Source organism: Jeotgalicoccus sp. S0W5 (assembly GCF_011634875.1).
GTDB classification, from domain to species: domain Bacteria; phylum Bacillota; class Bacilli; order Staphylococcales; family Salinicoccaceae; genus Jeotgalicoccus; species Jeotgalicoccus marinus.
In genome coordinates this window covers 15074-36608 of sequence record NZ_SIRQ01000003.1, presented here as the reverse complement: position 1 = coordinate 36608, position 21535 = coordinate 15074, and the positions used below count along the sequence as shown (strand labels likewise).

Sequence of the window (21535 nt, the reverse complement as noted above, 5' to 3'; positions counted from 1 at the left end):
CGTTGATCAACTTTGTGACTTCTTAAATCTTGCTATAAAAAAGCCATCTGTATCATGTTCATAGGGTAAGATTTGTCGGTACGGTCCGGTAAAATCAAAAGCTGGAATGGAGAAATCATCAAACTCTATGTCGTCGTGTTTCTTTTTGAAGGTAAAAGCAACATTTTCATTCTCCAACTGATGAATGGTACACGTTGAATAGATTAAAATCCCACCAGGTTTTAAGTGTTTTTTTACATTATCCAGTATTTCTAATTGTAATTCAACGAGTTCTTCTATACTGTCAGAAGATCGTTCATATTTAATTTCAGGTTTTCGCTTAATTACACCGAGTCCTGAACACGGTGCATCAACAATAATGCGGTCAAACTGTCTACCGTAATCAAAACTTTTCGCATCTGCTGATAACGCTTGATAATTGGTATGTTTTAGACGTGTTGCTTCATTGTTAATCAATGTAATTTTGTGGTCATGTAAGTCAGCGAAAACGACTTCTCCACCATGCATCGACTCTAAAGCATGCATGCCTTTACCGCCTGGTGCACTACATGCATCTAATATTACATCATTATCTTCTGGTTTTAGCGCCATAGCTACAAACATCGAAGAAACATCTTGTATTGCAAACAGTCCATCTTTATAACTTTGGGATAAAGTAATATTTTGTCCATTGAAACGAATCGCATCGGGATGCAAGTCTGATGGTGCCACCATGTATCCTTCAGCGGTTAATGTTTTGATTAAATCATCTCTATCAATTAATTTCTTATTCGTTCTTAAATACATTTGTGGACGCTCATTCAATGCATCTAAAATCTTTTCAGTTTCATCATAACTATAATGTTTAAACCAATGTCTAATAATCCATTTAGGCATGCTATACATTAATGATAACCTGTGTGCATCGTCTTTAATATTTGTAAAACCAGGACGTTCACTTCTTAAGTAAGCTCTTAATATCCCGTTAATTTGTTTAGCTGAGCCCGGACCACCTTCATCTTTAGCGATTTCCACCGCTTCATTGATAACCGCATAATCCGGTACTCTATCTAGATATTCTAATTGATAGACACTTATAAGGAGTAAGTGTCTTTGCCAACGTTTTAACTTAGTCCTAACAAATGGCTTAATAAAGTGCTCTAAAGTCAACTTTCTTTGTAAGGTACCATATAGTATTTCAGTCAAAAGTCCCTTATCTTCAGTTGATAGGTCTTCATATCTTAAGGCTTCATTTAAGGCGATATTACTATAGGCCTTATCCGTTATTACAGCCTCGAATAAGTCGAGTGCAATTGCTCTAACTGTCATGATCCACCCCTAGTCTTTCCCCTATTAGGTTCTTTTGATTATTTATAAAATCTAAGGCTTTTACACGCTTTTTACCAGCGAGTTGTACTTCTGTTAAATTGATGAGTAAACCATCTCCTGTCGCTACTAAAAAGCCATCGTCAGACAGTTTGACAATTGTTCCAGCAGGCTTGTTTGTTGTTTCATTTGTTAAGGACGCACTAAATATTTTTAAGCGTTTATCATCTAAGGTCGTATGTCCAACAGGCCATGGATTTAAGCCTCTAATTGTATTAAAGACATCTCTTGCGTCTTTAGTAAAGTCAATGATTTCATCCTTTTTAGAAATGTTAGCACTGAAAGTTGCTGCGTCATGATCTTGTTCTGTTCTCTCATTTTCTCCACTTAAAACTGAAGGTAAAGTTTTCATCAATAAAGATGCACCGACATAACTTAATTTATTAAATAAGGTACCCGTATCATCTTCATCTTTGATTTCAATACGCTCGCTACTAATAATATCCCCTGCATCTAGTTTTTTCGCCATATACATAATCGTCACACCAGTATGTGAGTCACCGCTCATGATCGCACGGTGAATGGGTGCACCCCCTCTATGTTTAGGTAGGAGTGAAGCATGCACATTTAAGGCACCGTATCTTGGTACTTCTAGAACGCTTTCAGGTAATAATTGCCCAAATGCAGCGGTGATAATTAGGTCTGGCTCAATGTCACTTACCTTTTGAAGGGCTTCATCAGTCTGCATTGTTTCTGGTTGATACACCTCTATACCGAGCAATTTAGCTGCAACTGCAACGGGTGGATCTGTCAGCACTTTTTTTCTGCCGACTGGTCTAGCAGGTTGAGAGATAACTAAATCAACACCGTATTCTTTTTGAAGTTCTTTTAAAATTGGCACCGAAAAATCAGGTGTACCCATAAATATTATTTTTGTCATAATTAAACTCCTACATTATGAATTGTGGATCGACATCAATTTTTAATGATATACCACTTTTCTTATATAACTCAGTATATTTTAAATCAAGCTGATTTAATACATCCATCAGGGCAGGCTCTCTCTTATATTTTAACAGGATTTGAAAGCGATGCTTGTTCTTAATCCTTTCAATTGGGCTTGGTGACGGTCCGATAATATAAGCAGAAGTGGATACACTATCAACAAGCGTTTGATGAATATCTGTCGTTGCATTTAAACAATCCTTAATCTGCTCACTAGATATGGTGAATAGGACATGAAAATAATACGGTGAATAACGCGCAAACTTTCTAAAGTCCATCTCTTTGCTATAAAAATCAATATAGTTATTGTCCTTAGCCATAGTGATTGTATAATGCGTTGGATTGTACGTCTGATAAATGACCTCTCCAGGTAGACTGTGGCGCCCTGCACGCCCTGCAACCTGAGTGAGCAATTGAAAGGTGCGTTCATTCGCCCTAAAGTCTGGCAAATTTAACATCGTATCTGCGTTTAGGACGCCGACTAAGGTCACATTGGGATAGTCTAAACCTTTAGCAATCATCTGAGTCCCAAGGAGAATGGGAACTTTTTGTTCTTCAAAAGTTTTCAGTAATTGTTCATGTGCTCCTTTATTTTGGGTAGTATCAACATCCATTCTGACGATATCGACACCAAAAGTATCTCTTAAAATTTCTTCAACTTTTTGTGTCCCAGTCCCTCTAAAGGTTACATCACTCGCGCCACAGTCTTGACACTGCTTCTTGACCGCTTCCTCATAACCACAATAGTGACACATCAAACTCTGATTCGTCTTATGATAAGTTAGGGAAATATCACAGTTAGGACACTGTGGTACGTGACCACAATTTTGGCAGATTTGAAAGTTTGCAAAACCGCGTCGGTTTAACAAGAGCACGGTCTGTTCACCTTTGTCTATTCTCGAATGAATCGCTTCTTTTAAACGTGCCGATAAAATTCCAGCATTACCTTCTTTATGTTCCTCAGCCATATCGACAATTTCTGCGGTCGGCAATGGATTCATATTTGGACGTTCGCTTAAAGTAAATAAATCATACACACCTTTTTGTGCACGAGCAAAACTTTCTAATGACGGTGTCGCTGAGCCTAAGACGACTGGACAACTATGGAATTCCGCTCTTAATTTTGCCACTTCAGCAGCATGATACATCGGTCTTTCAGATTGCTTATAGGTCGTTTCGTGCTCTTCATCGATGATAATTAACCCTATATTTTTAAAAGGTGCAAATATGGAAGAACGTGCACCTACTGAAACACGCGCACGTCCATCACTAATCTTTCTCCACTCATCGTATTTTTCACCATGGCTTAAGGCGGAATGCAGTACAGCAACATCATCACCAAAACGCGCCTTAAAACGGTTAACCATCTGCGGTGTTAAAGCAATTTCAGGTACGAGCATTAACGCTTCTTTTCCTTCTTTTAGTGTTGTTTCAATGAGTTGTAAATATACCTCAGTCTTCCCACTACCGGTCACACCGTGTAAGAGATAGGTGTTAATTTGGCCCTCTATAACTGCTTGGTTAATCGACTTAAATGCTTCATCTTGTTCTTTGGTTAAGGTTTTCTTCTGGTCTGCTTCAAAAACCTTCCCATCAAACGGGTCTCTTTCAACGACAACGTCTAACTTTCTAACAAAACCTTTTTTCTCTAATTCTCTAACAATTGCTTCAGAATATCCTTGGTCCTTAAGATCGCTTAATAATACAGGTTCCTCAGCTTGTTCAACAGCATAGAGCGCTTCAAGTTGCTTGGGTGCACGTTCCAATGTTGATTTATTTAGGTAGAGTGACTCCACCGCTTTTTGGGTTTTCTTTCTCGTATGTTGACTCAGTTGAATATCCTCATAAACCTCACCCTGATTTATATAGGGTAAAAGTGATGCAAGTTCTTTCGTTGATAAACTTTTCGTCTCTATAAGTTGACCATTGTTTAAGGATTCATACATGAACCGAGCTTCTGCTGTCGCATTATCATTTAAATGTAAGACTTTTTTTGCTTTGGTCTTCAAGGCTGCTGGTAATATCGTTTCAATCACTGATATATAGGGTTCTATATAATAGTTCGCAAGCTTTTTTGATAAGGCGACTAATTCTGTTGTTAGAACCGGCTCGACATCCATGACTTTAACAATTTCTTTGACTTTATTTTCAGGAACATCACTATATTCATTTAACGCCATGACATATGCTTGAATATGTCTCGGGCCAAAGGGGACAAAGACCCTGTGCCCGACTTTTATTACATCTTTTAAATGATCAGGTACTTTATAGTCAAACAAACGATTAACATCTTTTGAAGTCACACTCACGATGACAGATGCATACATTAATCCTTCACCCGTTCTTTTAAAGCTTCTATTATTTGATCGGCTAATTGACGTTTACTCATCTTTTGTAATGGGTGTTTTGTACCATCTTTAAATAGCATTGTTACTTCATTGTCATCCGAATTCATGCCAATTTCAGGATTCGACACATCATTCATAATAATTGCGTCAGCCTTTTTATTTTCAAGCTTACCAAGCGCATATGATTCAACGTCATGTGTCTCTGCTGCAAAACCGACAACATACATATTCTTTGAATTGTGACCCACATATTTTAATATATCTTGTGTTTCGATAAGTTCAATTGAAGGTAACTTGCCATCGACCTTCTTCATCTTATTACTACTTACATCTTTTACTGTATAGTCAGAAACTGCCGCAGTGAAAACACCTATATCGTTATTCATGTGTGCTTTTACAGCCTCAAACATCTCTTCTGTTGATTCCACATCAATTCTTCTGACTCCAGTAGGTGTCGGTAGATTGACCGGTCCACTAATTAAAGTGACATCTGCTCCCTGTGCTTGAAAGGCTTCAGCGATACTATAACCCATCTTGCCACTTGAAAAATTAGATAAGAAACGTATTGGGTCGAGTTTTTCACGCGTTGGGCCCGCCGTAATTAACACTTTCTTACCTAGAAAATCTTGTTTTGCTGTCACCATTTCTTCAAGCTTCTCCACGATCTTAAATACGTCTGCCAAACGTCCTTTAGCATTATAGCCACATGCTAAAAAGCCTGATTCTGAGTCAATGAACGTTACGCCTTGTGCACGCAGTTTATCGATATTGTTTTGTACTGAAGGCTGATGTAGCATGTGTACATTCATTGCTGGCGCCATTAATACCGGCTTAGTATTCGCTGCGAGTACATTGAGTAACATGTTGTCATAGATACCATTCGCAAATTTCCCTATAGTATTTGCAGTCACTGGAACAACTGCTATTACATCAGCCCATTCACCAATTTTAATATGTGCAATGGAGGCTGGGGCCTCTTCTAAAAAAGTATTGGTATAGACATGGTTACGACTGATAGCTTGAAAAGCGAGTGGTGTAACGAATTCTTGTGTGTTATCTGTTAAAACGACTCGAACAGCATGGCCTCTTTGAACGAGTTTGCTCGTTAAATCAATCGCCTTGTAACTGGCAATGCCGCCTGTAACACCGATTACGATATTTGCCAAATTTCCCACCTCTTTAAAAAAAGCTGACAATGAATTGTCAGCGTTATTTTTTGAACTATTTATCTACTGTCACTTTGCCGGCTGCAATTTCTTCTAAAGCAAAGCCAACATTTTTCTTAGAACGATATGAATCTAAAAGCTTACGATCAGGATGCTCCTGTAAATCTCTAGCGCGTTTCGCTGCCATAGATACTACTAGATATTTTGAATCAACATGTTTTTTTAATTCGTGACCTGCTGGGTATAACATTAATTGTCAGCCTCCAATAATAATTTTCTTAACTTATTCTCTACACGTGAACGCTCCAAATGACTCGCTTCAACAATGCATTGTACACTCTCTCTTGCTTTTGTAACATCATCATTAATAACGACATAATCGTAAAGATTCATCATGTTCAACTCACGTTTCGCTTCTCTTATGCGGTGGTCGATGACTTCTTGTGAATCTGTTCCACGGCCGATGAGTCGTTGTTCTAATTGACTAAGTGTTGGTGGTGCTAAGAAGATAAACAAGGCCTCAGGGAACTTTTCTCTGACTTGTTTGGCACCTTCCACTTCAATTTCTAAAAAGACATCATGACCATTGGCAGTCGTTTCTTTTACATAATCCACTGGAGTACCGTAATAATTACCGACGTATTCTGCGTACTCGATAAACTTATCTTGAGAAATTAATGTTTCAAATTCTTCCCTAGTTTTAAAGAAGTAATCGACACCATCAACTTCGCCTTCTCTTTTGTTTCTTGTTGTCATTGAAATTGAATATTTAAAGTTAGTCTCAGGATGATCGAAAATAGCTTTACGAACTGTGCCTTTTCCGACACCAGACGGTCCTGAGAGTACGATGAGCAATCCTTTATCAGATACCATGGAATGTAACCTTTCTAATTTTGATTACTTCTTAATGTATCATAGATCATCTGAAATTTCATCAATATTGCCGACATTGACCCGACATTCATGATAAAATAATATGTAATCATTTTGAGGAGGAATACACATGGCTTTAGACGGAAATTTTACACATGCACTTGTAGACGAATTACAATTTCTAGTGAGTGGTAAAATTAATAAAATACATCAAATGGACCAGACTACCCTTCTCTTTAAAATGCGCGCGGCTGGTAAAAATCATCAATTATTAATCAGTAGTCATCCGATGTTCTCAAGATTTCATATTACAGGGGAAAAATATGAATTTCCATTTGAACCCCCAATGTTTACTCGAGTATTAAGAAAACACATCGAGGGTGGCATCATCACTTCAGTAGAACAACAAGGTAACGATAGAATTGTTCATATTCATATACGTGCTATAAATGATATTGGTGATGATATCGAACGAATTTTAATTTTAGAAATCATGGGACGTCATTCCAATATCATTTTAACTGATCAAACATATAAAATTATTGAAAGCATCAAACACCTCACACCAAACAACAATGCCCGAACCATCATGCCGGGCTTTAGTTATGAAAAACCGCCGACAGGTAAGAAATTAAATCCGAGAACTTCTGAAATCAATGAGCTACCGAAGTTTATTGATTGGAATAAGGGTAAGGTCAACAAGCAAATTTTAAATCATATTGAGGGCTTCAGCCCACTCTTTGTAAAAGAAGTTGAGTCTAAGGTGACCTACTTTAATAAGGATAACATCGTCGACGCGATTAAAGATGCCTTAGATGACAGTCAAAAAGTGGAACCAGTATTTTACGATCAAGACAAACCTGTATTTTACTTTACTAGGCTCCACCATCTTGGAAATCCAACTAAAACTTACGATAGTTTAAGTGAACTTATGGATGACTTTTACCATCAGAGAGCTCAAAAAAGTATGATTAAACAAAAAGCATCTGACTACTATCAAGTTATTGAACGTGAGCACGATAAGACACTTAGGAAGATTGATAAGCTTAAAGATGATTTAATAGAAGCAAAAGAAAAAGACAAATATCAAAAGTATGGTGAATTGATAACGGCCTATATGCACACGATTAAACCATTTCAAGATAGTGTTAAGGTACTCGACTATTACACAAATGAAGAAATTGATATTCCTTTAGATCAACAACGGTCACCGTCTGAAAATGCACAGTACTTTTACAACCGATATAATAAGTTGAAAAATAGGGAAAAGATTGCTGAAGAACAGCTAAGAATTGCCCATATGGATGTTGAATACTTTAATAACCTACTGCATCAGATGGAGAATATTACGACAGAAGATGAAGTAGAGGAAGTTAGACAAGAGCTTGTAGAAGAGCGAATTATAAAAGCACAAAAATCTAAGAAGAAAAAGAAGCAGAAAAAGATTCAGCTACATGAATTTGTGACTTCAAACGGCCTACCTGTCTTTGTCGGTAAAAATAATAAACAAAATGACTACCTAACTAACCGTCAAGCTCAGAACAACCATCTGTGGTTCCACACTAAAGATATTCCAGGTTCACACGTCGTTATTGCACATAATGCAAATGATATAGAAGAAGCAGATATATTAGAGGCAGCAATGTTAGCTGCATATTACTCTAAGGCAGGTCAATCTGCTGGAGTACCGGTTGACTATACAGAAATCAAACATGTTAAAAACATACCTGGCACGAAACCAGGCTTTGTTAGCTATTCAGAACAGACGACAGTCAATGTGACTCCAGATAGCGACAAAGTTAAAGCAATGGAAAAATAAATATAGATTTTATTTTAGGCCGGCTCACTGTGTGTTTTACAGTGAGCCGATTTTTGTTTTGCGGCCCGCTGTCAGGTTCACATTGAGCCGGTATTCTTCTACCGGACCGCTGTCGGCCTCACATTGAGCCGATACCTTACAAACCATCTCTAAATTCTAAAATCTGAACATGCTCATTTGAATTTATGACGCCACAATCAACCGCTTCACTTAAAATCGTATCTAAATTAGTCAGCACCTCTAATTTACAATCTGCTCTGGAGAATTTTTCTTCTACACCTGCAATACCGTAAGAAAATATAGCAAGTACGCCGACAACATTGGCACCATCTTCTTTTAAAGCTTCAACTGCGTTTAGACTAGAGCCGCCGGTCGAAATCAAATCTTCAATTAATAGTACATTTTTACCATCGACCGGCGACCCTTCTATTTGACGTCCTGTACCATGTGATTTTTTACTGCTTCTCACATATGCGGAGGGTAAATCTAATCGATCTGCTAGCAAGGTTGCATGTGGTATGCCCGCTGTTGCTGTTCCGGCTACTACATCAATAGCGCCGTATCTTCCGGCCAAACTTTTAAAATTCTCAATAACTGCTCTATGCGACTTAACATCTCCTAAAATCTGTCTGTTATCACAATAGATTGGAGACTTTATCCCGCTTGCCCAGGTAAAGGGTTCAAGTGTCGATAGCTTAACCGCACCGAGTTTTAGTAATATGTTGGCAATTTTTTTAGACAATTTACTTACCCTCCCATAGTTGTTTAATATGATGATATGCACTTCTTGGATTATCACTTTCAGTAATTGGTCGACCGACGACAATATAATCTGAAGTTAACAGTCGCGCACGTTCTGGCGTGACAACACGTACTTGATCGTCCGATCTATTGTCAGTCAAGCGTATGCCTGGTGTGACTGTTAAAAAATCTTCAGCAATCTCATTATGAATCAAGCGACTTTCTAATGGTGATGACACCACCCCATCCAAACCAGCTTTATAGGCAAGCTTGGCATAATGTAAGACGCTGTCTGTCATAGAAAGTGATGTTTGCTGTTCTTTTTGCATCGTTTTTTCATCAAAAGATGTCAATTGCGTCACTGCAATAATCTTGCCATTTTGATTAGCAGCTTTAAAAGCTATACTTGCCCTGTACATCATGTCGAAGCCACCTTGGGCATGCACATTGATCATATCAACATCTAAATGACCTAAGACAGCCATCGTTCTCTCTACAGTTGTCGGAATATCATGTAGTTTTAAATCTAAAAACACTTGATGGCCCGCATCCTTTAAGTAAGAAATAACATTCGCACCTTCTTGCATGTATAATTCCATGCCGACTTTGACATAGAGTGGCTCATCAAAATGTTTTAAAAATTTTTTTGCTTCTTTTAAGTTTGGATAATCCAAAGCGATAATTAGTGAATTCGTCATTATATTTCTCCTCTTAGACAAATGCGCGTCCTTTAATATCGTGTATGTGGTTTAAATTCATATCACTCACTTTTTTTGATAAAAGCTCGATTAGCTCTTTACAAATAAAGGGATTTGTAAAATTCATTGTCCCTATTGCAACGGCATCTGCGCCTACACTGATGAAATCAATGATATCATCAACGTTACTAATCCCACCCATAGCAATAATCGGTATATCAGGTAATGCTTGACGGACTTGATAGACCATATTGATTGCAACAGGTTTTATAGCTGGCCCACTGAGCCCGCCAGTCTTATTATTGAGCAATGGTTTTCCATTACTATCGAGCTTCATACCCACTAAGGTATTGATCATCGTTAGGCCATCAGCATACTCACTCACACTTTTCGCCATGTCAACAATACTCGTTACATTAGGTGAAAGCTTAACATAAACTGGTTTTTCACTAACTTCTTTAACAGCCCGTGTTAATTCTTTTGCCGTCTTTGGATCAGTTCCAAATTGGATGCCACCTTCTTTAACATTTGGACAAGATATATTTAATTCCAAAGCCTTTACTGTAGGTGAAGCTGAAATTTTTCTTGCGACCTCAACATAATCTTCAATTGTAGTGCCGGCAACATTAGCAATGACAGGTACATCGTATGTATTTAGAAACTTTAATTCATTTTCGATAATATGATCGACACCGGGGTTTTGTAGACCAATTGCATTCAACATACCACTTGATGTTTCTGCTACACGAGGCGTTAAATTACCCTCTCGTTCTTCTTCTGTCGCTGCCTTAATCATAATTGCACCAAGCTCAGATAAGTTGTATAGTTTACTGAATTCCTGTCCAAAACTAAAGCAACCAGAAGCAGGCATGACAGGATTTTTTAAGTCTAGACCAGGTAAAGAGACGTTTAATTTGTGATTCATAGAATAATCGCTCCCTTTTCAAATACTGGTCCATCTGTACATATTTTAAGCTGCCCTTGTTTCCTACTTTGACAAACACAGGCATAACAAACACCGATGCCACAACCCATTCGTTCTTCTAGGGAAATATAGCCATCGATATCTAAGGTTTCATCTAGGACTTTTAACATTACCTTTGGACCACAAGCATAAAACTTATCAAAAGCGTCACCAATTTCTTCAATGACATCTGTGACGAATCCAGGATTGCCATAAGAGCCATCAGCAGTGGCAATATAAGTTTCCCCAAGCGCTTTAAACTTATCTTCGTAAAACACATCTTTTTCACTGTTAAAGCCGAGAATATGTGTCGTCCTTACCCCTCTATCATTCAATCTTTTAGCCAATTCGTAGAGTGGCGGTACACCAATGCCTCCACCGATAATGAGGACACTATCTCCTTGGTTGACATCATCTAACTTATAGCCATTTCCTAGAGGTAGCAATAGGTCAAGATGCTCACCGACAGCAGTTAGTGCTATTTTATTAGTACCGCTCGATTGGTCACCAGCTCTAAAAACAAGTGTGATTGTATGATTGATTGTATCGACAGAAGAAATTGAAATCGGTCGTCTTAAGACGTGTTCTGTCGATTCCGAGACCCGTACATGGACAAACTGACCAGGTCTAATTTCTATATTTTTGAGGTCGACTGCAATAACAAACTCAAACACATCTCTTGCTATGTAACTTTTAGCAACCACTTTACCTTCTCTAAGCATGAGGCACCCCTGTTTCACATATTTTCGTAGACGATACGACCTTGAGATATAGTTAAGACAATATCACTGTTTAGTTCCACACCATCAAAAGGTGTGTTCTGTGATTTCGATAAAAAATCTTTTTTATTTAACGTATAGGTCTTTTCTAAATCAATTAAAGTTAAGTCTGCACGTTGACCAACCTCTAACTTCCCGCGATCTAAGTTGAAAACTTCGGCAGGTTTTACTGTCAACCAATCAAGCAGTTGTTCGAGTGTAAATACGTCTGTTTGTACTAGTCTCGTGTATAGTAACTGGAAGGCATTTTCACTTCCAGTAATGCCAAATGGTGCTTTTAATATGCCTACATTCTTCTCATCTTCATGATGGGGTGCATGGTCAGTGGCAATAAAATCAATCGTCCCGTCTAAGAGCCCTTCAATTAAAGCTTGTTTGTCTGTTGATGATCTAAGTGGTGGGTTCATCTTAAAGTTAGGGTCTCGCGTTGTAATATCATTTTCGTCTAATACTAAGTGGTGCGGTGTGACCTCTGCAGTCACTTTAATTCCTGCACGTTTCGCATCTCTAATCACTCGCACACTTTCCTTCGTTGAAACGTGACAGACATGATAATGACAATCTGCCGCTTCAGCTAAGAGCACGTCCCTCGCAATTTGGACTGTTTCTGTAATCGATGGGATACCAGGAATATCTAATTTTTCACTTGTCTCACCCTGATGAATGACACCACCGTATATAAGAGAATTCTCTTCTGTATGCGCTACAATCGGCATATCAATTTCACCAGCCTTTTGCATGGCACGGTACATCATATCCGCACTTTGGACACCGACACCATCGTCGGTAAATGCAAATGCGCCAGCTTTCTTTAAGGCAGGGAAATCAACAAGCTTATCTCCTTTTAACCTTTTTGTAATCGAAACATAAGGCAATACCTCAATCACTGCATCTCTTTCTATAATTGCATTAAGCTTATTAAGTTCTTCGATAGAATCAATGATTGGGGATGTGTTTGGCATTGGACAGATGGTTGTAAAGCCACCCCGAGCAGCTGCTTTTGATCCTGTTGCAACCGTTTCTTTATGTTCAAAACCTGGTTCTCTTAGATGAACATGGACATCGACAAATCCTGCAGATAATAGTTTCCCTGAACAATCAATCTCTTTGTCACCGCCAGTTAATGATTCACCAATTTCAGTGACAATACCCTCTTCTATACGAACATCTCTCGTAATTTCAGACCCTTTATATAAGAGCGTAGCGTGCTTTAGTAGCATTGACATATGATTTTTCTCCTTCCAGTACACGTTCTAAAATACTCATACGCATGAAAACACCGTTTGACATCTGCTCAAAGATAACACTTTTTTCGCATTCAACCAGACTATCTGTTATTTCAACACCTCTGTTCATTGGTGCAGGGTGCATAATAATAGCATGACTTTTCATTTCTTTTAAGCGTTCCTCATTCATGCCGTAAAGGCGGTTGTACTCTGACTTATCCATTTCTTCAAAAGATTCATGTCGTTCATGCTGTACTCTTAATAACATAACAACATCACATGTTTTAACTGCTTCGTCTAAATCGATATAAGGCACATTGAGTGTCGCTTCTTGTAGGACTTCTGGCCCTGAGAAATAGACATCTGCACCCATTTTAGATAGCGCCTGTGCATTAGATTTAGCAACTCTTGAGTGCTTGATATCACCGACAATCGCAATTTTTAATCCTGCAATTCTACCTAAGTTTTCATAGATAGTCATCATATCTAATAGTGACTGTGTTGGGTGTGAACCACTGCCGTCACCGCCGTTGATAATGGGAATATTGATATTATCTAATTCTTGATAGTACTTATTATCAGGATGTCTAATGATCAGTGCATCCGCTCCAATTGCTTCTAGTGTTTTACAGGTATCGTAGAGCGATTCACCCTTAGACACTGAACTCGTTGCAATATCAAAAGGTAGCTGAGTTAGGTTTAAGTTTTTCTCTGCCATTTCAAAGCTCACTTTTGTACGCGTAGAGTTTTCATAGAACAAGTTGACGACTGTTTTATCGTTTAACTTCATCACTGGCTTGCCGTATTTAATCTCTAATGCCCTTGTAATTAAAGCTTCAATTTCATTTACGTTAACTTCTTCCATTGATAATAAGTTTTTCATTTAGTCCATCTCCTTGTTAGGTAAAATTAGATTTAATAATATGCCTGCAAGTGCTGCGAGTGCCATACCTTCTAAGTTAAAAGGAATGTTTCCTATAGTGAAATCTAGATGCGCCTTACCGATGCCGATGACCAATATGACCGACGCGATGACGAGATTCCTCTTGTTATCAAGATCAGTTCTCGCATCGATGAGCATGCGTAAACCACTGGCTGCGATGATACCGAATAGCAGGATGGATACCCCACCCATGACTGGTGAAGGGATACTTTGAACTACGGCTGTAAATTTACCAACAAAGCCGAGGATAATTGCAAGTACAGCCGCCCCGCCGATAACCCAGATCGAAAAAATTCTCGTAATGGCCAAGACCCCGATGTTTTCACCATAAGTTGTTGTCGGGGGGCCACCAATCGTGCTCGAAAACATGGTCGCAAGGCCATCACCTAAGAGCGAACGGTGAAGACCAGGCTTTTTAAAGAAGTTCCTGCCGACAATCTTATTGATGACTACCTGATGTCCAATGTGCTCTGAAATCGTTACGAATACGATTGGTAGCATGACGATGAAGAGTCCGATATTCATCGCTGGTGTGTAGTCTACAAACGGTACGTACAAGTCAGGTAAAACAAACCAACCCGTGTCTCTGATAATACCCAAGTCGACGATGCCGAAGATTAAGGCTGTAATGTACCCTCCGACGATACCGATCAGTATCGGTATCAAACCGAGTACACCTTTTAAGAATATAGAAGCTAATATTGTAATCACCAAGGTAATTAAAGCGACTGTAATATAAGTTATACTGTAACCTTCTTGATTCCCTGAGTCCGTGTACATGGCCATATCCACTGCAACTGGTGCTAGGCCAAGTCCAATTACCATAATGACCGGTCCAACAACTATCGGTGGTAACATTTTCATGATCCAATCAGTACCAGCGAGCTTAATTATGAAGCCAATTAATACATAGAGCACACCACTAAAGAATAGTGCGGTCAATACTTCACCAAGGCTATTCGCTCCAAGTGCAATCGTAATCGGAAGTATAAAAGCAAAACTTGAACCGAGGTAAGCTGGTATCTGTCCCTTGGTGACCAGAATATAAATCAGTGTCCCGAATCCACTTGCAATCAGTGCCGCGCTGACTGGTAACCCAGTTAAGAAGGGTACTAGTACTGTGGCACCGAACATAGCGAAGAGGTGCTGTGAACTGAGCAATAGCCCTTGTAGTAGTTTCGGCCTTTCATGAACATCTAACTTTGGTTCCACCGTTCTTTCAAATAAGGCATCTTCGGACGTTTTACCTGACATGTGTACATCTCCTTTTACTATTGGATTGTGACGCTCGTTTCCCCGTCGACTTCGTCAACCTTTACAATGACCTTCTCACTTTTAGATGTCGGTATATTTTTACCGATATAGTCAGGACGAATAGGTAGTTCTCTATGTCCTCTATCAACTAATATGGAAAGTGAAATGGTCTTTGGTCGAGCTAAATTTAAAATCGCATCGATAGCTGCTCTAATGGTACGTCCTGTTTCTAATACATCATCGACAATCACTACATTTTTATCTGTGTAATCTGCTTCAGTGATCACTGCATCACTTGACTTTGCATCCTCTGGTCGATCATCTCGATAACCGCTAATGTCGATTGTTCCTGTTGGGATTTTTACGCCTTCTATAGACTCTATTTTTTCCATGATGCGTTTCGCTAAGTGCTCGCCTCGTGTTTTTACACCAAGGATGACGATGTTCTCAGGCCCTTTATGTTTTTCTAAAATTTCATGTGACATGCGTGTAACTGCCCGATTAATTTGTGCTTCATCCATTATTATCTTGACTGACATTTAATTCCCTCCAAATTTATAAAAAAAATACTCATGTCCGAAGACATGAGTATATAGATATGCTCTATTATCACATGGAAAAGACACACCTATCCTAGGTGGTTTTCCATGTGCGCGTCACGTCTTCTTAGCCTCACAGGACTAAAATTTAAAGACCTCGTATTCATTTGATTGAAACTATCATAACAATCGACTTATATTAAGTCAACAAAACTTTTAACTTTCTGTTCGTTTTAATTCATCTAGTTCACGTGTGAAGTACTCAGGTAATGGCTGTTTAAACTCTAAATACTCACCTGTTTTAGGATGATTAAAACCGATCACACCTGCATGAAGTAACTGACCATCAGTGTCTATTGTTTTTCTCGGTCCGTACTTAGGATCTCCAGCTAAAGGATAACCAATATACTTCATGTGTACCCTAATCTGGTGTGTACGACCTGTTTCTAGGATACATTCAACAAGGGTAAAATCTTTAAAGCGGTCAATAACATTGAAGTGCGTAACAGCATCCTTACCGTCATCGACAACGGCCATATCCTGTCGTTCCTTAGGATTGCGCCCAATTGGCGCTTCAACTGTACCTAAATTATGCGGTATCACACCGTGAACAAGGGCTGTATACTTTCTCGTCACTGTCTTATCCATAAGTTGTTCAACCAAGGCTCTATGTGCCACATCATTTTTAGCAACCATCAATAAGCCAGACGTATCCTTATCAATACGATGGACAATACCAGGACGGAGTTCTCCGTTAATACCAGAAAGATTATCCAATTGATACATCAGTCCATTGACGAGTGTTCCAGTTGCATGACCAGCAGCAGGGTGAACAACCATACCGCGAGGTTTATCCACAACGGCTACATCTTCATCTTCATAGATTATATTCAAATTTAAATTCTCAGGCGTGATATCAGACACTATCGTTTCTCTCTCTAGAAACTCAATTTCATCGCCTGTTTTCACCTTATAATTTGATTTTACAGTTTGACCATTGACTGTAATATGGCCAGATTTTATTCTATTCTGAATATCTGTTCGAGACGTATCGGGTTTGGTATTAGAGAGCAACGTATCTAGACGATCGCCTTGATTGGAACTTTCAATAATTAATGTCATTTTGTTTCCTTACCTTTCCCCGTTATAAATACTTCGATTAATAGAATAATGACACCGACTGTTAAAGCACTATCCGCTACATTAAATATCGGAAAATCATAATTGATGATCATGACATCGACAAAGTCGACCACTTCTTGAAACAGTAATCGGTCTATAAAGTTACCTATAGCACCTGCTAATAGCATAGCAATACCGATTTGCATCATCAGATTGTTGCTTGCCTCTGTTTTATATAGGTAAATTAAGAATCCAATCACAATAACTGTGATGATGTAAAAGAATAACATACGATCTTCAAACATGCCCCAGGCAGCGCCACTATTTCTATGTGAAGTAATCTGTAGCGTTTCTCCAATAACCGGTATAGATTCTCCGAGCGACATCTGTGTCGTGACTAAGAATTTAGTGACCTGGTCAAAGATGAGAATGCCAATGGCTAAGATTAACATTGGACCAATTCTATACTTTTCCATAACTTAAAGTGCATCCACAACTTCACGGCAACGTGGGCAAATATCATCCTCACCGCTCACAATTGAATCTGCCGTTGAATAGTTCCAGCAGCGGTTACAACGTTCACCTTCTGCATGCTCAACTTTAACGTTAACGTTGTCATAAGCTGTACCGTCAGTCAGTTCATCAACCACTTCAACCTGTGACACGATGAAGAACTGTGCAAGACTACCACGAATATCGTCTAAGTCTAAGTTTTCTGGTTGACTGATCGTCACTTTCGCATCTAATGATTTACCGATGACTTTTTCGTTTCTTGCAACTTCTAAAGCTTTATATACGTCATCTCTAACTGCCATGAATTTCTGCCATTTTTCAACGAGTGCTTGATCAATGTCTTCACGCTCTGGATAGTGTTCTAGGTGCACACTCTCTTTTTCTGTATACGGTGTATGCTCATAAATTTCCTCAGCTGTATGAACAAGAACTGGAGTTAATAATAAGTTCAATTCTTTAAGAATCTTATACAATACTGTCTGTAAACTACGTCTGATTGGTGCATCAGCTTTTTCAATGTAAAGAATATCTTTACCATAATCTAAGTAGAAGTTAGAAAGATCTACATTGATAAAGTTCTGTACGGTTTGATACATCGTTACATAGTCATACTTATCATATGAATCCAGCATGAATGTTTTTAATTTATTAAAGCGATTGTATATATACTTATCTACTTCAAATAAATCTTCATAAGCTACTGCATCAACATTTGGATTAAAGTCATTGACGTTACCGAGTAAGAATCTAAATGTATTACGGATTTTACGGTAAACTTCTGATACTTGTTTAAGAATATCGTCAGACACTCTAACATCTTCTTGGAAGTCAGATGACATAACCCATAAACGGATAATATCCGCACCCATTTGCTGCATTACTTTAGTTGGTAGGATAACATTGCCTAGAGATTTAGACATTTTCTTACCTTGGCCATCCATGACGAAACCGTGAGATAGTAATTCTTTGTATGGTGATTGACCTTTTGTTGCCACACTTGTTATCAGTGATGAGTTAAACCAACCACGATATTGGTCAGAACCTTCAAAGTAAAGATCAGCAGGATAAGTTAGATAATCTCTGTAATCTAAAACCCCGCGGTGTGTTGAGCCAGAGTCAAACCAAACATCCATGATGTCAGTTTCCTTAGTAAATTCACCATTCGGTGAGCCTTCATGACTATAGCCTTCTGGGAGTAAATCTTTTGCATCCCATTCAAACCAAATATTTGAACCGTGCACCTCAAATAGTGAAGCAATGTGCTCAATAACATCTGCATCAATGATTTCTCGACCATCTTCAGCATAGAAGAATGGTAGAGGCACACCCCAGACACGCTGACGAGAAATGACCCAGTCTCCTCTATTTTTGATCATATTGTACATTCGTTTACGGTTCCATTCCACTTGGAATTTAGTATCCATTAAAGCATCTAAGATATCTTGACGCACACCATCGATTGATGCAAACCACTGCGGTGTAGCACGGAAAATAACCGGTTTTTTCGTACGCCAATCATGTGGATATGAGTGTGTATAGAATGACAGTTTTAAGAGTGCGCCAGCAGCTTCTAGATCTTCAGTGATCACCTTATTAGCTTCATCATAGAAGAGTCCTTCATATTTACCAGCCTCACTCGTAAATACACCTTTGTCATCTACAGGACTCAAGACGTCTAAACCATACTGTTGCCCTACTTTAAAGTCATCATCACCGTGGCCAGGTGCTGTATGAACTACCCCAGTACCTGCTTCAGTAGTTACATGATCACCAAGAACCACTAAGCTGTCACGGTCAATTAATGGGTGACGCGCAACCAGACGGTCAAGTGACTTACCTTTAAACTCTTTTGAACGCGTTACTTGTTCCTTATCGAAATCTACTTCTTCACAAAAGAAATCTAATAGGTCTTCAGCAACAATGTATTCTTCACCTTGATAGTTAAACTGAACATAGTTTAAGTTCTTATGAACAGCAAGTGCTAGGTTAGATGGAATTGTCCATGGTGTGGTTGTCCAGATGACAAATTTAACGCCGTTATCGACAATACCTTTACCATCAGTGACTTCAAAGGCAACATAAATAGATGGTGATTTTTTATCCTTGTATTCTAATTCAGCTTCTGCAAGAGATGACTCACTTGTTGGAGACCAGTAGATTGGCTTTTTCCCTTTATAAATAAGACCTTTTTCAACCATATCTTTTAAGACACGGACTTGAGATGCTTCAAATTCAGGTTTGTAAGTTAAATAAGGGTTGTCCCATTCACCATCAACACCCATACGTTTAAATCCTTCACGTTGGATGTCAATTTGAGAGTTTGCAAATTCAATACATTTATTTCTAAATTCTTCAATCGACATCGATTTTCTGTCGACACCTTTGTTTGTTAAGGCTTGTTCGATTGGTAGACCGTGTGTATCCCAACCAGGTACGTAAGGTGAATAATAACCTTGCATTTGCTTATTGCGGATGATGAAGTCCTTGATAATCTTATTCAAGGCATGTCCCATATGAAGATTACCGTTCGCATACGGTGGACCATCATGTAATACAAATGGTGTATTACCTTCATTCAATTTAAGCTTTTTGTTATAGAGGTCAATATCACGCCAATGATCTTGCATTTTAGGTTCTTTATTGACTAAACCGCCACGCATTTTAAAGGCTGTTTTTGGCATTAACAGAGTATCTTTATAATCCATGTAAATTCTCCTTTTATAAATTAAAAGGACCCTAAGCAAAACAAGGGACGAATAACCGCGGTACCACCCTTTTTGACTGCTTAGAGTCCTCTTTATATATATTCATTATAAATCATTAGTGATAGACTGCGTTCATGTTTGTCGAGGCTCTCACCTTCCCTCGCTCGCTGAACATCTTATGAACACTTTCTGTGTCTAATAATACATACTAATTATGCTAAATTTCTCTTAATTCGTCAATGTAAATTTACTGTTTGTCAAGGTTCTCATCATCAAGTTTCAACATTTGCTCCCAATCATCCGTTTCGATCAAATCTAGTTGTGCTTGAATCAGCATTTTATATCGCGCTCTGAATACTTTTGCTTCTCTTCTTAAGTTATCAGTATAAGACCTTACTTCAGTTGCTTCACGTTCAGCTCTTTCCTTAATCTGAGCCGCTTCATTATGCGCTTTTTCTACGATACTATCCCCAAGATTTTGTGCTCTTAGTTTAATATCATCTCCTGCCTTAGTTGCGCTCAGAATCGCTTCATTTATTGAAGATTCAACGCTCTTAAAGCTATTTAAATTTTCCTGTCTATCATTTAACATCTCTTCGAGTTGTCTGATACGTTCATCTTTACTTTCTATTAAATTTTGTATTTCTGATAAATGTTGTCTGACAGCTTGTTCATCAAGTCCACGGTAGACCGTGGTGAATTTTTTATTAACAATTTCTTCTTTGTTCATTTTTACACCTCAATTATCAGTGACAATCTTAACATCAACTTTATACTTTCCTTTTTTTGTTTCAGCGAGTTGCTCAGAAACTATAAAACGTCCGAAACCTCTAACTGATATGATGTCACCAGATTCTATTATAAAGGATGGTTCATCGACAATCGAATGATTCACTTTCACCTTTTCCTTTTGTACTCTTTCTTTAGACTTTGCTCTTCCCTCTTTTAAAACATGTGAAACGATAGCATCAAGTCGATATGAACTAGACATTATAGATACATGTTTAACAGACAACTTGTTGTCTTGAAACGACTGATGCGGAATATCTTTTAAAGATATTGGTGTATTTTTTATTTTTGTTAACTCGTTAACAAATAAGTCCTTATATGGTGATGACACTGCAAATTGTATTTTTTCACCAACTATGATGTCACCAATAATCCCTCTATCCAATCCTAAATTCATCACTGCACCCAGTATATTTCTATGACTTAAGGTTACAAATTTTTCTGGATAGGATATTTCAAACACCGTAATTTCAAAGTCGTCTAAAGTGATTTCTATAAACTCTGGTGATAACAATGCGCGCATTCTTTCACGTTCCTCATTATTACCCCCTCCGTAATAATCTACTTTTATATCAGGAAATGAGCCACTCAAACTCTCGACCATCTTTCTTTCTCTCGGATTTAAAAAATCCGTGACAAGAGCATAATAATTACGGTCAGCTGTCTCAAATTTACTTTTTAAAAGTGAGAGCATTTCATGCTCGTCCTTTCTAAAATGTTGCATTATGCCTTTCAATCAGATCACA

General features: G+C 38.4%; 20 protein-coding genes. 1 reads left to right on the top strand and 19 read right to left on the bottom strand.

Features of this window, described 5'->3' with window-relative positions; translation table 11 throughout:
• Positions 1–6: 6 nt before the first annotated feature.
• From rsmB to gmk, 6 genes are read right to left on the bottom strand one after another with little or no spacing between them, the layout of a single operon-like run.
• Complete coding sequence (gene rsmB / locus EYB29_RS02575; protein ID WP_026867557.1) at positions 7–1308, bottom strand: 16S rRNA (cytosine(967)-C(5))-methyltransferase RsmB; 1302 nt, start codon at positions 1306–1308, stop codon at positions 7–9.
• Positions 1298–2245 carry a methionyl-tRNA formyltransferase gene (fmt, locus tag EYB29_RS02570; protein ID WP_026867556.1) on the bottom strand — a complete coding sequence of 316 codons (948 nt, stop codon included), beginning with the start codon at positions 2243–2245 and terminating at the stop codon, positions 1298–1300. The genes rsmB and fmt overlap by 11 nt, the downstream gene beginning before the upstream one ends.
• Positions 2246–2255: 10 nt before the next feature.
• The gene (gene priA, locus EYB29_RS02565; protein WP_026867555.1) at positions 2256–4637 is read right to left on the bottom strand and encodes a primosomal protein N'; all 2382 of its coding nucleotides are present in this window, start codon (positions 4635–4637) and stop codon (positions 2256–2258) included.
• Entirely contained in the window at positions 4637–5824 is a 1188-nt protein-coding gene (gene coaBC, locus EYB29_RS02560) for a bifunctional phosphopantothenoylcysteine decarboxylase/phosphopantothenate--cysteine ligase CoaBC (protein WP_166626496.1), read from the bottom strand. Before coaBC ends, priA begins: the two co-directional genes overlap by 1 nt.
• Before the next feature lie 55 nt (positions 5825–5879).
• Positions 5880–6074: a DNA-directed RNA polymerase subunit omega gene (gene rpoZ / locus EYB29_RS02555; protein WP_026867553.1), complete on the bottom strand. Its 195-nt coding sequence runs from the start codon at positions 6072–6074 to the stop codon at positions 5880–5882.
• Positions 6074–6697, bottom strand: a complete 624-nt coding sequence (gmk, locus tag EYB29_RS02550; RefSeq protein ID WP_166626495.1) for a guanylate kinase — start codon at positions 6695–6697, stop codon at positions 6074–6076. Before gmk ends, rpoZ begins: the two co-directional genes overlap by 1 nt.
• A gap of 130 nt (positions 6698–6827) precedes the next feature.
• Between gmk and EYB29_RS02545 the strand changes: the two genes are divergently transcribed.
• Positions 6828–8516 carry an Rqc2 family fibronectin-binding protein gene (locus EYB29_RS02545; protein WP_166626494.1) on the top strand — a complete coding sequence of 563 codons (1689 nt, stop codon included), beginning with the start codon at positions 6828–6830 and terminating at the stop codon, positions 8514–8516.
• A 136-nt stretch (positions 8517–8652) separates the two neighbouring features.
• Here EYB29_RS02545 and pyrE read toward each other — a convergent pair whose 3' ends face one another.
• The 13 genes from pyrE to EYB29_RS02480 form a co-directional block, all read right to left on the bottom strand.
• A complete protein-coding gene (pyrE, locus tag EYB29_RS02540; protein WP_166626493.1) occupies positions 8653–9258 on the bottom strand; it encodes an orotate phosphoribosyltransferase in 606 nt (201 codons plus the stop codon).
• A gap of 1 nt (position 9259) precedes the next feature.
• A complete protein-coding gene (gene pyrF, locus EYB29_RS02535) occupies positions 9260–9955 on the bottom strand; it encodes an orotidine-5'-phosphate decarboxylase (protein WP_166626492.1) in 696 nt (231 codons plus the stop codon).
• Positions 9956–9968: 13 nt separating this feature from the next.
• Positions 9969–10880, bottom strand: coding sequence for a dihydroorotate dehydrogenase (locus EYB29_RS02530; protein ID WP_026867548.1), 912 nt, complete (start codon positions 10878–10880; stop codon positions 9969–9971).
• Positions 10877–11641, bottom strand: coding sequence for a dihydroorotate dehydrogenase electron transfer subunit (locus EYB29_RS02525; RefSeq protein ID WP_166626491.1), 765 nt, complete (start codon positions 11639–11641; stop codon positions 10877–10879). The genes EYB29_RS02530 and EYB29_RS02525 overlap by 4 nt, the downstream gene beginning before the upstream one ends.
• 14 nt (positions 11642–11655) lie before the next feature.
• Positions 11656–12924: a dihydroorotase gene (locus EYB29_RS02520; protein WP_026867546.1), complete on the bottom strand. Its 1269-nt coding sequence runs from the start codon at positions 12922–12924 to the stop codon at positions 11656–11658.
• Positions 12887–13807, bottom strand: a complete 921-nt coding sequence (locus EYB29_RS02515) for an aspartate carbamoyltransferase catalytic subunit (protein WP_166626490.1) — start codon at positions 13805–13807, stop codon at positions 12887–12889. The genes EYB29_RS02520 and EYB29_RS02515 overlap by 38 nt, the downstream gene beginning before the upstream one ends.
• Positions 13808–15121 carry a solute carrier family 23 protein gene (locus EYB29_RS02510; protein ID WP_166626489.1) on the bottom strand — a complete coding sequence of 438 codons (1314 nt, stop codon included), beginning with the start codon at positions 15119–15121 and terminating at the stop codon, positions 13808–13810.
• A 17-nt stretch (positions 15122–15138) separates the two neighbouring features.
• Positions 15139–15660 (bottom strand): bifunctional pyr operon transcriptional regulator/uracil phosphoribosyltransferase PyrR, encoded by a 522-nt coding sequence (pyrR, locus tag EYB29_RS02505; RefSeq protein ID WP_166626488.1) that lies wholly within the window; start codon positions 15658–15660, stop codon positions 15139–15141.
• Positions 15661–15876: 216 nt separating this feature from the next.
• On the bottom strand, positions 15877–16782 hold the full coding sequence (locus EYB29_RS02500) for an RluA family pseudouridine synthase (RefSeq protein WP_166626487.1): 906 nt from the start codon (positions 16780–16782) through the stop codon (positions 15877–15879).
• Positions 16779–17258 carry a signal peptidase II gene (lspA, locus tag EYB29_RS02495; RefSeq protein ID WP_166626486.1) on the bottom strand — a complete coding sequence of 160 codons (480 nt, stop codon included), beginning with the start codon at positions 17256–17258 and terminating at the stop codon, positions 16779–16781. Before lspA ends, EYB29_RS02500 begins: the two co-directional genes overlap by 4 nt.
• 3 nt (positions 17259–17261) lie before the next feature.
• A complete protein-coding gene (gene ileS, locus EYB29_RS02490) occupies positions 17262–20000 on the bottom strand; it encodes an isoleucine--tRNA ligase (protein ID WP_166626485.1) in 2739 nt (912 codons plus the stop codon).
• Between the two features lie 247 nt (positions 20001–20247).
• Positions 20248–20730, bottom strand: coding sequence for a DivIVA domain-containing protein (locus EYB29_RS02485; protein WP_166626484.1), 483 nt, complete (start codon positions 20728–20730; stop codon positions 20248–20250).
• Between the two features lie 9 nt (positions 20731–20739).
• On the bottom strand, positions 20740–21525 hold the full coding sequence (locus EYB29_RS02480) for a YlmH family RNA-binding protein (RefSeq protein WP_166626483.1): 786 nt from the start codon (positions 21523–21525) through the stop codon (positions 20740–20742).
• Positions 21526–21535: the final 10 nt, after the last annotated feature.